This window comes from Mycobacterium sp. UM_WGJ (genome assembly GCF_000455125.1).
Lineage (GTDB): Bacteria > Actinomycetota > Actinomycetes > Mycobacteriales > Mycobacteriaceae > Mycobacterium.
This window is the reverse complement of the sequence record NZ_AUWR01000041.1, coordinates 1-14,507: the sequence shown is the minus strand read 5'-3', so window position 1 is coordinate 14,507 and position 14,507 is coordinate 1. Positions and strand designations below refer to the sequence as shown.

The following is a 14,507-nucleotide window of genomic DNA, read 5'->3' as shown; positions in this document are numbered from 1 at the left end:
GCCGGCCGCCCCGCCCGGCGGGTCAGCGGGCGTGGATCGGTGACATCTCCAGCACCAGCCACTTTCCGCCGCGCTTGGTCAGCGTCAGGCGCACCGGCACAACCGACTGCTTGACCTGCTGGTTCGCCACCGTCTGGACGCTGCGCATCACGACCGCCACCCGCGCTGCCGACGGCCCGAGCGCCTCGACACCGGCACTGAGCGTCTGCGCCTCCACCGCGATGTTGCGGTTGGCCATGTCGGTGGCGGTCCGGCCAATGCTCTCCCGGAACGCATTGACCCGGTCCGGGACCATGTAGGTGGCAGCCTTCTCGATCGATGCGTCCGGGTTGGCCGGCGAGACCGTGGCCGCAGCTTCGGCCATGGCGACGGCGGTCTTGACCGCCTCACCCGAGTCGATCTCCAGGTCGCGGTCGGGAACGGTCCAGCGCAGGTATCCGAGCACCGCCGCGGCCACCAGCGCGGCCGCGGCCAGTCCGACGACCCCGAAGCGCAGACCGGGCCGCTCGTTGTCGGTGCCGACCGTGACCGCGTCACGGCGCAGCAGCACGAAATTGACCACCATGCCTTCGACGATCAGCAGGATCAACACCGAGCAGAGCGACACGTACCAGACCGGCCAGTCCAGCGTCAGCCCCACCAGGAGCAGACCCCCGACCGCGGCCAGCGGCGCGGCGATGTCGACGAACACCACCCGCCACAGAGGTTGCGATTTCAAGAGTTCCAGCTTGCTCATCGAATCGACCTCAATCGGGAGATCATCATGTTGCCGGCGACGTCGGTGACGTCGAGGTGCAGAGCCCAGTGCACGGTCTGGGGTCTGCCGCCGACGTTCTCGGCGATCGAAGTGGCGATCACCATCACCGGGTCGGTACGGCCGGGGTTCGACGGCTCGTCGCTGCCGGTCGCGGCCGGCTCGTCGAGGTCGTGGTGCTCGAGCTCGATGGCGACAGCTTCGATCCGGCCGGTGCTGCGCGACTGGATTCGCTGCACCACGTCACGGTAGGGCGCCAAGGCGGCATCGAACTCGCTGTTGAGTTCGCCGACGGTCTTGTCGCGCAGCCGGGCCATGCCCTTCTCGACGTTCTCGGCGTTCAAGTTGATCAGCACGCTGGTCCAGCTGGCGGCGGTCTGCAGCACCCGGCTGCGGTAGCCGCGCTCATTGACATCTTCGTGGTGTTCGTACCAAGTGATCAGGCTGAAGATCAGCGCCGCCACCGCGACCACGCCGAGGGCCACCGAGCCCCACCCGTAGCCGGAGAGTCCACCGCCGGAGGCCGCCGCAGCCGGTTGCGCGTGGGTGGTTTTCTTGCCGGTCTTCGCCGGCGCCTTTTCGTGCACCTTTTCTGCGGCGGCCGGGTCCTCGAGGCTCTCGCCAGTGACGGCATCGGGCTCGGTGAGCTCCTGGTCCACCTCGGTGGCGTCGTCGGGTTGCTGCTCGTCAGGCATGGCGGTGACGCTACAGGAGAGCTGCGGCATCCGTCGTGGAAGGATGGGACGGTGACCTCACCAGCCACCCGTTCCGGGCTTGATCTCAGCTACGTAGATAGTGGTGTCCGCCCGCAGGACGATCTGTTCGGTCATGTCAACGGCCGCTGGCTCGACGGCTACCAGATGCCCCCGGACCGCGCCACCGACGGAGCCTTCCGCGCCCTGTTCGATCGGGCCGAAATCCAGGTTCGCGACCTGCTCATTGAAGCCAGCGGATCGACCGCGGCCACGGGCACCGATGAGCGCCGGATCGGCGACCTCTACGCCAGCTTCACCGACGAGCAGACCGTCCGTGAGCGCGGAGTGGAGCCGCTGCGCCGGGAGCTGGCCGCCATCGACGATGCCGGTGACCGCGACGCCTTGGCGCGGGTGGTGGGCGCGGGCCAGCGCATCGGGGTCGGCGGCGGCGTCGGGCTCTACGTGGACACCGACTCGAAGGACTCGACTCGCTACCTGCTGCACCTGAACCAGTCGGGCATCGGACTGCCCGATGAGTCCTACTACCGCGAGGAACAGCACGCCGAGATTCTGGCGGCCTACCCGGAGCACATCGCGGCGATGTTCGCTCTGGTCTACGGCGGGCAACCGGACGCGCACGCCGCGACCGCGGCACGCATTGTGGCGCTGGAGACCCGACTGGCGAGCGCGCACTGGGACGTGGTGAAACGCCGCGACGCCGAGCTGACCTACAACCTGCGCACCTTCGCCGGGCTGCCGGCCGAGGCGCCCGGTTTCGACTGGGCCGGCTGGGTCGGTGCGCTCGGCGTCTCGGTGGCTGCTGCCGGCGAGCTGGTCGTGCGGCAACCCGATTTCCTGACGGCGTTCGCCGCATTGTGGGAGAGCGCGGACTTCGCCGACTGGCAGGACTGGGCGCGCTGGCGGGTCATTCATGCGCGCGCCGGGCTGTTGACCGAAGAGTTGATCGCCGAGGACTTCGAGTTCTACGGACGCCGACTGTCGGGCACCGAGCAGATCCGGGACCGCTGGAAGCGCGGCGTGTCCGTGGTGGAGTCCCTGATGGGCGATGCCGTCGGAAAGCTTTACGTGGCAAAGCATTTCCCGCCGGACGCCAAGGCACGCATCGATGAGCTGGTCGGCAACCTGCGCGAGGCCTACCGGGCGAGCATCACCAATCTGGATTGGATGACACCGGAAACGCGCGAGCGGGCGCTGGCCAAGCTGGACAAGTTCACCGCCAAGGTCGGCTATCCCGCAAAGTGGCGGGACTACTCCGCGCTGGTCACCGACCGAGGCGACCTGTACGGCAACTACCTACGCGGCTATGCGGTCAACTACGACCGCGAACTGGCCAAGTTGGGCGGGCCGGTAGACCGCGACGAATGGTTCATGACACCGCAGACCGTCAATGCCTACTACAACCCGGGAATGAATGAGATCGTCTTTCCCGCCGCGATCCTGCAACCGCCGTTCTTCGATGCCGGCGCCGACGACGCAGCCAACTACGGCGGGATCGGCGCCGTGATCGGCCACGAGATCGGGCACGGGTTCGACGATCAGGGCGCCAAGTACGACGGCGACGGCAACCTGATCGATTGGTGGACCGATGCCGACCGCGCCGAATTCGGTTGCCGCACCAAGGCGTTGATCGCCCAGTATGAGAAATATGTGCCGCGTGAACTGGACGGCGACCGCCACGTGAACGGCGCCTTCACCGTTGGTGAGAACATCGGCGATCTCGGTGGGCTGTCCATTGCTCTGCTGGCCTACCAGTTGTCCCTGGCCGGCGCCGAGGCCCCGGTGATCGACGGGTTGACCGGCACCCAGCGCGTTTTCTTCGGCTGGGCGCAGGTGTGGCGCACGAAATCCCGTGACGCCGAGGCGATCCGGCGTCTAGCGGTGGATCCGCACTCTCCGCCGGAGTTCCGCTGCAACGGGGTGATCCGGAACATGGACGCTTACTACGACGCCTTCGACGTCACGCCAGACGACGCGCTCTACCTTGAGCCCGCTGCCCGGGTCCGGATCTGGAACTGAGCGGGGGCTCAGTTCGACGGGGTGAGCACCGAGACGGTGGCACTTTTGCCGGTGGTGACAGGCACAGCGGTTTTTGCCAGTGAGCCCCAGCCAGCAACTCCCGATGGAAGCTGGGCGTCACCCGCTCCTGTCTAACCACATCTGCCGTTGGGCATGAATATATTCCGTGTCGTTCCCGGCCCCCAGCAGGACGGCGAGTTCCAACTGAACGGGCCAAAGGGACCGCTCGGCCCGAATCCGCCATCCTGGACATAGACGCTGCCGTCGGGGAACTTCTCTCCCCAACACGACTGTCTTCCTCCCTGCTCGAAGAAGTGACCACCAGGACACCAGTCCGCCCGGGCGTCCGGTACGTGCGGGTCGCCTTCAGCAGCTGCGGCCGGAGCAAGGCAGAGCACCAGGACTCCGGCGGTCATCGTCACTACCTGAGCAAGTGACCTACTTGACTTCACTATGTGTGTCCTCCGAAGGTTCCAGCGCATTCCGACATGACGGCGGCGCGGTCCATGGTGCACTCTAGTGGATAGTAATCCTACTTTGGCGGAGTTGGGAGTAGTACGTCGCTGTCGCGCCCCAAGCTTAAAAAGCTCGATTGTCCCGGTTCCCACGTCACGTGGTCTGCACGTACCGCCTCACGGGCCCCAGCGATGAGCCCGGCGACGGAGGTTGCTATCAGCTATGTCGGCAGGCCACCATCGCGGCCAGCTGCCATGCCCTCTCGCGGGCCTACATCTGCCAGTCTTGCGAACCGTCGTTCTTGGTGTAGGTACCGACGGAGTTCTTCACCACGACGGGATCGCCGCTGCCGAAGTTGTCGTAGAACCACTTGGCGTTGGCCGGGCTGAGGTTGATGCAGCCGTGACTGACGTTGCGCTTGCCCTGATCGGCCACTGACCACGGCGCGCTGTGCACGAAGCCCCCGCTGTTGTCGATCCGGACCGCATCCTGCACGGTGAGCTTGTATCCCCAACTGGAGTTCACCGGAACGCCGTAGGTGGACGAATCCATCACCACCGTGGGGAACTTCTCCAGCACGTAGTAGGTGCCGTTGGGGGTCTCGTGTCCCCCGGCGCTCATCCCCATCGACATGGGGAAGGTCTTCTCCACTTTGCCGTCTCGGGTGATCGTCATCTGATGGGTCTTGTCGTCGGCGGTCGCCACCAGGGAATCACCGGTGCGGAAGCTCGACTTGGTGCCGCCTGCGTCGATGTTGACGACGGTGTGGGCGGGCCAGAAGTTCAGCGGACGCCACCGCACCTGGCTGGGCGTCATCCAGTAGAACTTGCCGGACACCGGCGGGTTCGACGAGATGTGGATGGCCTGCTCGGCCATCGCCTTGTCGGCGATCGGCCGCTGGAAGTCGATGATGATCGGCTTGGCGACACCCACCATCGATCCGTTGACCGGGTTGAACGACGGCGGCAGGAACGGCGCTGTGCCGGTGAACGGCTCCGGGTTCTGTCCCACGACCGGTCCGGACGCGGCGGCCGGCACCGCACCGGGCTGCCCCGGGGCTGCGGGGTCTGTCGACCCAGCCGGAACTGCCTGCGGGTCCGGACCCGGGGGGACGCCCTCGGGCGCGGCGGGTAGGCCGGGCGCGAGTTCGGGTGGCGGCGGCGGGAACGCGATCGGGTCGCCCGGCGGGGGCGGGGGCAGCTCCGCCGGGGGCGGCGGGAACTGCGGGAACTCAGGCGCGGGCGGCGCCGCCGGGTCGGCCGGGCCGGCGTCGGCGGCCGCTGGGTCGCCGGGCTGCTGCGGCGGGTCGGCCAGTGCTGTTCCGCAACCGAGCGTGAGACTGACGGCCAAACCAGCGGTGCTGAGCCACGCGCCGAGTTGCGCGAGCTTCCATCCCGACATCTACCTACCTCCGGTCACGATCTTGATCTCCAGTGTCTCACAGGATGGTCTCCAGCTAACTCTCCAAACGGGCGACATACGACGCAACACGTGTTAGACGATGGTCTTGAACTGGCCTTTTGACGGCCGGCGAAGTGGCGAACGTTACCGCTGCAAAAGCTTCAGGGAACTACGAACAGGCGTTTACTGGCCGCGATGCCGACCGCGGCGACACCGACCAGCAGTGCCGAGGCCGCCAGCATGGCCGAGGTCCCGGCCCGCTCGAACAGCAGCCCGCCGGCCAGCGAGCCGCCGGTGATGCCGACCTGAAACGCCGTCACGTACAGCCCCGACGCACCGTCGGGATCGTCGGGCGCGGTGCGCATGGCCGCCGACTGCAGCATCGGCGACACTGCCATCGCCATTGCCCCCCACAGTACGATCGCGCCCGCGCCCGCCACCGTCGTGCCGGTGGTGTGATGCCCGCCGATGGACAGCGCCGCCAGGACGACGAACGCCGCCGACATCGCGGCCATGCAGCCGCCGGTGACCAGCTTGGGCCGATGGTCGACCGGCCGGGCCAACAGCGGCATCGCGATCAACCCGGCGGCACCGAATGCGGCCAGCAACCACGCCAGGCGGGCGCCCGGCACACCGACCACATCACCGATGATCACCGCGATGAAGGTGTAGGAGATGAAATGCCCGGTGACGGCGATCAGCATCAGCGTGCTCACCGCCACCAGTCGCCCGTTGCGGTGGTGATGGTTTCCGACCAGCGCCAGCTGATCGGTGGTGAGCACCAGGGGCGGCAGCGCTATGCGGGCGGCCAGGGTGATGGCCGCCGCCGCCACCGTGATCACCACTACCGCCAACCGCCACCCCCACAGCAGACTCATCGCCGACGTCAGCGGGATGCCGACCACCAGCGCGAGGCTGGTGCCGACATAGATCGCCGTCGTCGCGCGGCCCGAATGGCTGGGAGGCACCAACCGGGTGGCGATGGGCGCCAGCACCGACCACATCAGGCCGTGCGTGACGGCGCACAGCGCCCGGCCGCCGGCCAGCACGGCGAAGTTGGGCGCCAGCGCCGAAATCACCTGTGAAGCGGTCAGGCAGACCAGCGTGAGCAGCAGCACCCGGCGGCGCGGCCAGAACGCGGTCCAGCGCACCAGCGGAAGCGTTGTCGCCGCTGCCACCACCGCATACCAGGCCAGCAACGTCCCGACCAGCGCTTCGCTGACGTTCAGACCGGCCGAGATCGCGGGCAGCGCGCCTACCGGCAGGATCTCGGCGGTGGCGTAGATGAAGGCCGCGGCGGACAGGATCGCCAACCGCGCCGTGGTCTGTGGTGTCCACGGCCGCAATCGGGCATTTCCGGTTTCGACAGTCATGTGTTGGGGGCAGCGTCGAGGGGTGTGTGGCGCATGGCGCTCCCGGTAACTGCCGGCTCACATGGTAACGGCGAGCGGGTCAGGAACGAACTAACCGCGCAATTGCCGCCGAGGCTTCGGTGAGTTTGGCGTCGGCCTCAGCGCCACCGGCTGCGACGGCCCCGCTGACGCAGTGCGCGAGGTGTTCGTCGAGCAGGTTCAGCGCCACCGACCGCAGCGCGCTGTTGACCGCGCTGATCTGGGTGAGGACGTCGATGCAGTACTTGTCGTCATCGATCATCTTGGCGATGCCGCGCACCTGGCCTTCGATGCGACGCAGCCGTTTGGCGTAGTTGTCTTTTCGCGGGGAGTACCCCGGAGCCTCGGTGGTCATGGCGCCCCCAACAGTCGGTTCATCTGATTGATCTCGGCTTGCTGAAACGGCAGGAGGGATTGCGCGATGCTGATCGCCTCCGGGCTCTTGCCGTGTTGAATCTGGTTCTGCGCCATCGCGATCGCGCCGCGGTGATGGGCGATCATCGTTTGCAGCCACAGCGTGTCGAATGCCGGGCCGCGCAAGGTGCGCAGCTTGTCGATGGTGGCCGTGTCCACCATGCCGGGAATGTCCGCGGCGTGGTCGCGGTCGGGGCCCCCGCCGGGGACCTCCCACTGCAGCAGCTGCGCCTGGCAACCCTGCAGCTCGGTGCGTTGCTGGGCTGCACTCTGGTCGGCGAACGCCACCAGCGCCGGGTCGCCGCTCTGGCTGTACACCATGGCCGCCAGCTCCAAGGACTGCTGGTGGTGGATCACGATGTCTTCCAGAAACCTCACGTCGCCGGGACTACCGGTGCTCATTCCTGCCGCGCTGGTCGACGCTTCGGGCGCCGGGGTGGGCGCGTGCTGGCAACCGCCGGCGGCAATGCTGACTATGGCCGCGACGACGACGGTGGGGACCGGTCTCATGCGCCCACCTTAACGCATACCCCCGCGGGGTATTTATTCGTTTGGCCCGGTCCAGCCCTACCGGCATACTGAGCTGGTGAATTCGCCGAGCACCGACGCCGCCGGGGCGTCCGTCGATATCAAACCGCGCAGTCGTGACGTCACCGACGGCCTGGAGAAGACCGCCGCCCGCGGCATGTTGCGGGCGGTCGGCATGGGCGACGACGACTTCGCCAAGCCCCAGATCGGTGTGGCCTCGTCGTGGAACGAGATCACCCCCTGCAACCTGTCGCTGGACCGGTTGGCCAAGGCCGCCAAAGAGGGCGTCCTGGAAGCCAGCGGTTACCCGCTGGAATTCGGCACCATCTCGGTCTCCGACGGCATCTCGATGGGCCATGAGGGCATGCACTTCTCGCTGGTCTCGCGCGAAGTCATCGCCGACAGCGTGGAGACCGTGATGTGCGCCGAGCGGTTGGACGGCTCGGTGCTGCTGGCCGGTTGCGACAAGTCGCTGCCCGGGATGCTGATGGCCGCGGCTCGTCTCGACCTGGCCTCGGTCTTCCTCTACGCGGGCTCGACCATGCCGGGCTACGCAAAATTGTCCGACGGCACCGAGCGCGAGGTGACGATCATCGACGCGTTCGAGGCGGTCGGCGCCTGTTCGCGCGGACTGATGTCCCAAGAGGACGTCGACATCATCGAGCGCTCGATCTGTCCCGGCGAGGGCGCCTGCGGCGGCATGTACACCGCCAATACCATGGCCAGTGCGGCTGAGGCACTGGGTATGTCGCTGCCGGGCAGCGCCTCGCCGCCGGCGATCGACCGGCGCCGCGACGGGTATGCCCGCGCCAGCGGCCAGGCGGTGGTGGAGTTGCTGCGCCGGGGAATCACGGCCCGCGACATCTTGACCAAAGAGGCGTTCGAGAACGCGATCGCGGTGGTGATGGCGTTCGGCGGATCGACCAACGCGGTGCTGCACCTGCTGGCGATCGCCCGCGAGGCCGAGGTGGATCTGACCCTGGCCGACTTCTCCCGGGTGGGTGCCAAGGTGCCGCACCTGGCGGACGTCAAGCCGTTCGGGGCGCACGTCATGTACGACATCGACAAGATCGGCGGCGTGCCGGTCATGCTGAAGACCCTGCTGGAAGCCGGTCTGCTGCACGGCGACTGCCTGACCGTCACCGGAAAGACGATGGCGGAGAACATCGCCGAGCTCAATCCCCCGGTCGTCGACGGCAAGGTGCTGCACGCGTTGACCAACCCGATTCACCCGACCGGCGGCATCACCATTCTGCGCGGCACGCTGGCGCCGGAGGGCGCGGTGGTCAAGTCGGCCGGCTTCGACACCGACGTGTTCGAAGGCACCGCGCGGGTTTTCGACGGCGAGCGGGCAGCGCTGGACGCGCTGGAAGACGGCACGATCAGCGCCGGCGACGCCGTGGTGATCCGCTATGAGGGACCCAAGGGCGGGCCCGGGATGCGCGAGATGCTGGCGATCACCGGGGCCATCAAGGGCGCCGGCCTCGGTAAGGACGTCCTGCTGCTGACCGACGGTCGGTTCTCCGGCGGCACCACCGGCCTGTGCGTCGGCCACATCGCCCCCGAGGCGGTGGACGGCGGACCGGTTGCGTTCCTGCGCGACGGCGACACCATCCGCCTCGACGTGGCCAACGCGACCCTGGACGTGGTGGCGGATCCCGATGAATTCGCCGCCCGCGCCCAGGGTTTCACCCCGCCACCGCCGCGTTACACCACCGGCGTGCTGGCCAAGTACCGCAAGCTGGTGGGCTCCGCCGCCCACGGCGCCGTCTGCGGCTGACCGTCGGCGGCCCCTGGGGCCCACCTGCCTGCGAGGGGACCACTCGCGGGGAGTTCGTCAGGCGTGCCTGGCTGACTCACCGCGCGCCCGCATACCGAAGTACGCGGCATTGAGGCAGAGGATCGTCAACACCGCACCGGTGATCACGTTGGACCAGATCATCTCGGTGCTCGGCGATCCGTGCATCAGAATCCAGGGCGACGCGATGAACCACACCCCGAAGACCGGCAGGGTCCAGGCGAGCCCGTGCATGCGATCCAGTGCCGCCGCCATCCCGCACGCGAGGAAGGCGACGCAGAGTCCGACGACCAGGTTGGTGATGGTCAGCCTGGTGGTCGCGTCGAATCCGACGACCCACGGGGATACCGCCCCGTAGACGGCCGTCAGCAGGGTCAATCCGAAGGTTCCCTGAGCCGTCATCGACTCGGCGACGCGTTCGTACCGTGCGCGCAGAGCTAACAGGTCAGGGTGGTTTTCTATTGATGAATGGACCGTACTCATTTCGTAACCTTTCTGTTATGCAACAGGCGGTTTCACGCCGGATGCACCCATCCATCTGGTGAAAGACTACGCCCGAACGCTGTTCGTCAGCAACGAAAAATTCCGCCGCCAAACGGCGCCAGGCCACTCCTAGTCGACGACGGCCAGGGCGAAGCCGTCCCAGCCCTTGGCCCCGACTGTCTGCACGGCGGCGGCCCGCAGCCGCGGGTGCCTGCCCATCAGCTCCAAGGCGTCCCGACTGCCGCGCGCCGTCGCGTCGTCGGAGCGCGGCTGAAGGATCGCGCCCTCGCGGATCACGTTGTCCACCACGATCACCGAGCCCGGACGGCTTAGCTGCACGGCCCAGTTCAGGTAGCCGACGTTGTTCTCCTTGTCGGCGTCGATGAACACCAGATCGAACGGCTCGCCGGTCAACGTGGGCAGGGTGTCCAGCGCGGCGCCCACCCGAATCTGCACGCGATCACCGACGCCGGCCCGGTCCAGATTGCCCCGAGCCACCTCGGCATGCGTGGGTTCGTACTCCAGCGTCACCACCGAGCCAGTCGGCCCGACGGCGCGCGCCAGCCAGATGGTGCTGTAGCCACCCAGCGTGCCGATCTCCAGGATGCGGGTGGCACGGGTCGCGGTCGCCAGCAGATTCAGGAACTTGCCCTGTTGTACCGAGACCGCGATGGGCGGTAGACCGGCATCGTCGCTGGCGGCCAGCGCCGCTGTCAACGCCGGGTCTTCTCCGGCGAACAGGTTGTCCAGCAAGGCATCGACATCGCGGGGCGTGGGCTTTTCAGTCACTTCATCCACGCTAGCCCGCGATCGCCGTTCTGACTCCTGATTTTTCTTTACCCCATACCCCTATGGGGTATATAGTCAGGGCACCCGGCCGCCGCCGGGGATCACAGAGGAAGGTGTGACACATGGCGAACTACGAGGATGGAACCCTGCTGACGTGCGGCCACGAAGGCTGCGGCTGCCGCGTCCGCATCGAGACGGCGTGCCACTGCTCTGGCTCGGGGCAGGCCTACCGCTGCACCTGCGGCGACGAGCTGGTACCCGTCAAGAGCTGACAACAGACGGCGCCGGTGACGCACAACCTCGACCGTTGTGCGTCACCGGACGCCTTTCCTTGGTGTACACCACCGGGGGGCTAAAGCTCCGACAGGACTGGCGCAGATAGTTCACAAGGGTTCGCCGATGTCTGGAAGTAGCGCAATGTCCTGCGGTTGCCCGTTGCGGAAGAGGGCCGCGGTCTCACGGACATTTCTCTTCGCCCAGCCGATATTGAATTCGCTTAGCACCTCGTATTCATACCTGAAACGCTCTCGACGGTCACCGACTTCCCTAGATGCTTGTCGCGAGACGATACCTGCGCAGTACCAATAAAGTAGGTCATCGAGACTTCCCACCCGGTCGAATCCAAGTTTTCCCCGCTCGTAGAAGGTGAAGTGGTAGGAGCCATCCTCGTCGACGAAGATATTGAGCCCGTCATTGGTCCGTAGCCCGACAGGCATGGACCGGGCACCTAGGGCTTCCGACAGTTGATCGATCTCCACCTGGAGCGCGTTGGATTTATCGTCCAAAGGGCGGTCCATACTCATCGAGAACCCCTCGTCTTACGAGCTCCCACACGGATGGCCGGATGCCGTCGGGCGCAGTGATTACATATTGCGTCGCATTTGGCGATGGCGCCTGTCCGTAGTAAGGCTCAACTGGCCCTTGCACTATTTCCCAGCCGTCAGGCAATGGTTTCCCGGTGACAATATATCGATTGTAGTCCGAACCGACCGATTCCGGCGCCAAAGACCGGTCCGCAAATGGTGTGCCGTCTGGCGAGAGGTAGTGGCCCCATTCAGTACCGAACCTGTCGATAATCGTACCTTCAGTCAACTGTGCGGGCTGCGGAATATAGCCCGCCGGGAACCCGCCGTTTTCAGGCCAGACCCGGGTTTCAGGCCTGCCGAAGCTGGCCTCAAATTCTTGCCACGACAGACCGCCGGTCGGATTCCAGCCCCGCAGAACAGCCGCCGGCGCACCGCCCTCGGTCAGAACTTCGGCGGGCAGCCCCGCACGGACTATTGCTCCCTCCGCGCCAAAGGGAAGGGTCACTGCGGCCGAACTGACATCGAAAGCCTTCTCGCCCAGAAAGTATGCGGGACTGGGCGCATTCAGGGCGTCTTTGACTTGGGCGACACCCGCGCCGACCGGGTTGAGGAAGGAGTCACCGAGCCCCTTGGCCAGGCCACCCCACGATTCCAGGACGCCGGGGGCGCCTGGTCCGCCCTGCCCGAGCAGGTTCTTGACGGCCTCTTCGGTGGTTCGCCAACGTTCCCCGAAGGCATCGCCGAACCCCAACGGCGCCCGCCGCTGCGACTCGGGGGCAACGTAGCGCGATAGCGGCTGTTGGGCCTGCAGCACCGCTGCGTTGATGCGCGCTTCGATCTGATCTGGCGGAACTCCGTCGTTGGCCAGGATGTCCCGAGCCAAGACCTTGAAACTCTCCACATCCGCGGGGTTCAACGGCACCGGCGCAGCGGGCACGCCGTCTGCCGGCACGTCGCGGTCGGCCTCGAAGCTGCGTGCCACGACACCGAGGTCGTAGCCATCCTTGACCCGCAGGTTCGTCAGCGCAGACTGCAGCACCTTGGCATAGCCGCCGCGGATGAGCGTGACGTTTGACAGGACCGTCCGTGTGTCGGTTATCGCACCGTCCCAACACTTTTCGATCAGGCCATCAACGTCGTCGCCGTGCAACGTATACGCCAAGTAGTGGGTGTTGTAGTCAGCCAGATAATCGTCGTAGCCCCGCAGATTCGCATTGAGCGCCTCGATCTGCTCATCGCAGCGCTGCCGGGCCTGGGCCAGGGCGGCGGCGATGGTCTCCAAGTCGGCTGCGATCTGGCCGAGCTGCTGGTTGGAGGCGCGCAGGCCGTCCTTGACCCGTTGCACCTCGGCGCTGTTGTTGATCGGCTGCTCGCCGTTCTCGCGGTTGTACTGCTCGAAGTGCTGCTGGGCGGTGCGGAAGGCTTCCTCGGCCGCGGTGGACGAGCCGGCCGCCGAATGAAACGCCTGCGCCAGGAAGTTGATCTGGGCGGGGCTGCCGGCCTGCACGCCGTCGTCAACGGCCCACGGATCACCGCCCGCGGCGGCAACAAGGTCACCGAGCCCGAGATGCTGCAGGCTCGGACGACTCACGGCGCACCCGCGCTACTCGCCATCGTCAGATCATGACCGACACCGCACCGGAGCGCACGTCACCGCACACCCTCTTTGGCGAACACCACCCGCAGCACATAGCCCAACTCCGGGCCCATCACCATTTCGGCCAACGCACAGAACGTCGCTACGAACTCCGGGCCGTGCGGCGGCCGAGCATCACACAGATGGTGCGCAATCTCATGCAGCACCACCAGTTCTCGCAACGCCCAGTCCACGCCGCGTTGATCCGGCACGGCGATAACGCCTGCTGCGCCGATCTTTTCGTAATGCGCCGCCGTGGCGCCGCGGCGTGCGCGCACGGTCAACTGCGTCGCATCGGGCCACCGAGCGCGCACCGTCGACAGTGCCATGACGTCATCGGCGTAGCGCTGGACGGCGGCCACCGAACCGAAGCGGGCCTCGGGCGGCAATGTCAGCTCGGCACCGAAGAACTCCAGATTGCGCCTGCCGGTCTCGGCGGCGCGGTCGAACAAGGTGCGGATGAAGACCTCCGCGGCGTAGACCTTGGCGCGCTGACCATCGCGCTCTGAAGCGTTGCCGCTCACCGCTCCAGCGCGGACCGCGCCACCGACAGCTCAGCACTGTCGCCCAGCCGGGCTTTGCGCCCAGCCCGATCCCCGGCCCGACGCGCCGCGGATGAATACCCTGCCGACGCCCGGGTGGCCCGCCAGGTGCCGCGCGCCTTCGACGTACCGCGGTAGAAGTCGCGCAGTTCCAGCTCCTTGTTACGCAACGCGATCGCGGTACCCGGCGCCCTGTTCCGATCCTTCTCGGCATCGCGTCGGGTCTCATCGCGGGCCTCGGCCAGCCGCTGGCCGACCCGCGCGCCGAACGCCAGGTGGAAGTTCAGCCGAGCGGTGATGGTCGGGGTGGGGCGGTGCTCGCCGGTGGCGATATAGGTGTCCGAGGCCCGGACCATCTGAACGACCAGGCTGGCATAGAGGGCGTGGGTGGCGTCGATGTCCTCGGCGAAGCCGTAGGCGTACACATAGGTCGAATTGGTCGCCACGTCGCAACGCACGTCGTTGGCCGTGGCGATCCCGACGAACAGCTGCACATAGGTGCGCAGCCCCCGCGCACCGGGCGCTCCGATGGTGATGGTGCGCTGCACCGGCGCGGTGGCCGCTGTTCGGGTGGCTGAGTGCGCACGAGCCACCGCCAGGTCGATAGAGGTCGCGGTGGCGAGCCGTTGCGCCGCCGCCATGAATGCGTCGGCTTCGTGGGCGTTGTCGGTGCCCTCGGCCTGGCGCAACAGGGCGGCGATCCGCGCCAACATCTTGTCGTCGCTCATGGCCGCCACGCTAACCGACGCCGGCGACACCAGGGCGTGTCTCATTGAC

General features: G+C 66.9%; 15 protein-coding genes. 3 read left to right on the top strand and 12 right to left on the bottom strand.

The genetic code is table 11. The annotated features are described in order from the left end of the window. Positions 1-22: 22 nt before the first annotated feature. Positions 23-736, bottom strand: a complete 714-nt coding sequence (locus tag N416_RS0113655; RefSeq protein ID WP_024442666.1) for a hypothetical protein — start codon at positions 734-736, stop codon at positions 23-25. Further along, positions 733-1,449 (bottom strand): hypothetical protein, encoded by a 717-nt coding sequence (locus tag N416_RS0113650; protein ID WP_024442665.1) that lies wholly within the window; start codon positions 1,447-1,449, stop codon positions 733-735. The genes N416_RS0113655 and N416_RS0113650 overlap by 4 nt, the downstream gene beginning before the upstream one ends. Positions 1,450-1,500: 51 nt before the next feature. Here N416_RS0113650 and N416_RS0113645 point away from each other — a divergent pair, with 51 nt between their 5' ends. After that, the gene (locus N416_RS0113645) at positions 1,501-3,486 is read left to right on the top strand and encodes a M13 family metallopeptidase (protein ID WP_024442664.1); all 1,986 of its coding nucleotides are present in this window, start codon (positions 1,501-1,503) and stop codon (positions 3,484-3,486) included. Positions 3,487-4,212: 726 nt separating this feature from the next. Here the strand turns inward: N416_RS0113645 and N416_RS0113640 are convergent. From N416_RS0113640 to N416_RS0113625, 4 genes are all read right to left on the bottom strand, one after another. Beyond that, positions 4,213-5,343, bottom strand: a complete 1,131-nt coding sequence (locus tag N416_RS0113640; RefSeq protein WP_024442663.1) for a L,D-transpeptidase family protein — start codon at positions 5,341-5,343, stop codon at positions 4,213-4,215. A gap of 161 nt (positions 5,344-5,504) precedes the next feature. Beyond that, positions 5,505-6,716 (bottom strand): MFS transporter, encoded by a 1,212-nt coding sequence (locus tag N416_RS0113635; protein ID WP_024442662.1) that lies wholly within the window; start codon positions 6,714-6,716, stop codon positions 5,505-5,507. Between the two features lie 79 nt (positions 6,717-6,795). Further along, on the bottom strand, positions 6,796-7,089 hold the full coding sequence (locus N416_RS0113630) for a metal-sensitive transcriptional regulator (protein ID WP_024442661.1): 294 nt from the start codon (positions 7,087-7,089) through the stop codon (positions 6,796-6,798). Beyond that, entirely contained in the window at positions 7,086-7,658 is a 573-nt protein-coding gene (locus N416_RS0113625) for a DUF305 domain-containing protein (protein ID WP_024442660.1), read from the bottom strand. The genes N416_RS0113630 and N416_RS0113625 overlap by 4 nt, the downstream gene beginning before the upstream one ends. A gap of 76 nt (positions 7,659-7,734) precedes the next feature. Between N416_RS0113625 and ilvD the strand changes: the two genes are divergently transcribed. Continuing rightward, the gene (gene ilvD / locus N416_RS0113620) at positions 7,735-9,456 is read left to right on the top strand and encodes a dihydroxy-acid dehydratase (RefSeq protein WP_024442659.1); all 1,722 of its coding nucleotides are present in this window, start codon (positions 7,735-7,737) and stop codon (positions 9,454-9,456) included. Positions 9,457-9,513: 57 nt separating this feature from the next. Here the strand turns inward: ilvD and N416_RS0113615 are convergent, their stop codons facing one another. Continuing rightward, a complete protein-coding gene (locus tag N416_RS0113615; protein WP_036458012.1) occupies positions 9,514-9,957 on the bottom strand; it encodes an SPW repeat protein in 444 nt (147 codons plus the stop codon). 129 nt (positions 9,958-10,086) lie between these two features. Next, positions 10,087-10,746 carry an O-methyltransferase gene (locus N416_RS0113610; protein WP_024442657.1) on the bottom strand — a complete coding sequence of 220 codons (660 nt, stop codon included), beginning with the start codon at positions 10,744-10,746 and terminating at the stop codon, positions 10,087-10,089. Between the two features lie 122 nt (positions 10,747-10,868). On the opposite strand from N416_RS0113610, the gene mymT reads away from it, so the two are divergent. Next, entirely contained in the window at positions 10,869-11,018 is a 150-nt protein-coding gene (gene mymT / locus N416_RS22660) for a metallothionein MymT (RefSeq protein ID WP_081654569.1), read from the top strand. A gap of 111 nt (positions 11,019-11,129) precedes the next feature. On the opposite strand, the gene N416_RS0113605 is transcribed toward mymT, so the two are convergent. From N416_RS0113605 to N416_RS0113590, 4 genes are read right to left on the bottom strand one after another with little or no spacing between them, the layout of a single operon-like run. Next, positions 11,130-11,462, bottom strand: a complete 333-nt coding sequence (locus N416_RS0113605; RefSeq protein ID WP_024442656.1) for a hypothetical protein — start codon at positions 11,460-11,462, stop codon at positions 11,130-11,132. A 58-nt stretch (positions 11,463-11,520) separates the two neighbouring features. Then, entirely contained in the window at positions 11,521-13,143 is a 1,623-nt protein-coding gene (locus N416_RS22175; protein ID WP_024442655.1) for a TNT domain-containing protein, read from the bottom strand. Positions 13,144-13,202: 59 nt separating this feature from the next. Continuing rightward, positions 13,203-13,712 carry a TIGR04338 family metallohydrolase gene (locus N416_RS0113595; RefSeq protein ID WP_024442654.1) on the bottom strand — a complete coding sequence of 170 codons (510 nt, stop codon included), beginning with the start codon at positions 13,710-13,712 and terminating at the stop codon, positions 13,203-13,205. Beyond that, positions 13,709-14,458, bottom strand: a complete 750-nt coding sequence (locus tag N416_RS0113590; RefSeq protein ID WP_024442653.1) for a DUF2786 domain-containing protein — start codon at positions 14,456-14,458, stop codon at positions 13,709-13,711. The genes N416_RS0113595 and N416_RS0113590 overlap by 4 nt, the downstream gene beginning before the upstream one ends. Positions 14,459-14,507 lie beyond the last annotated feature (49 nt).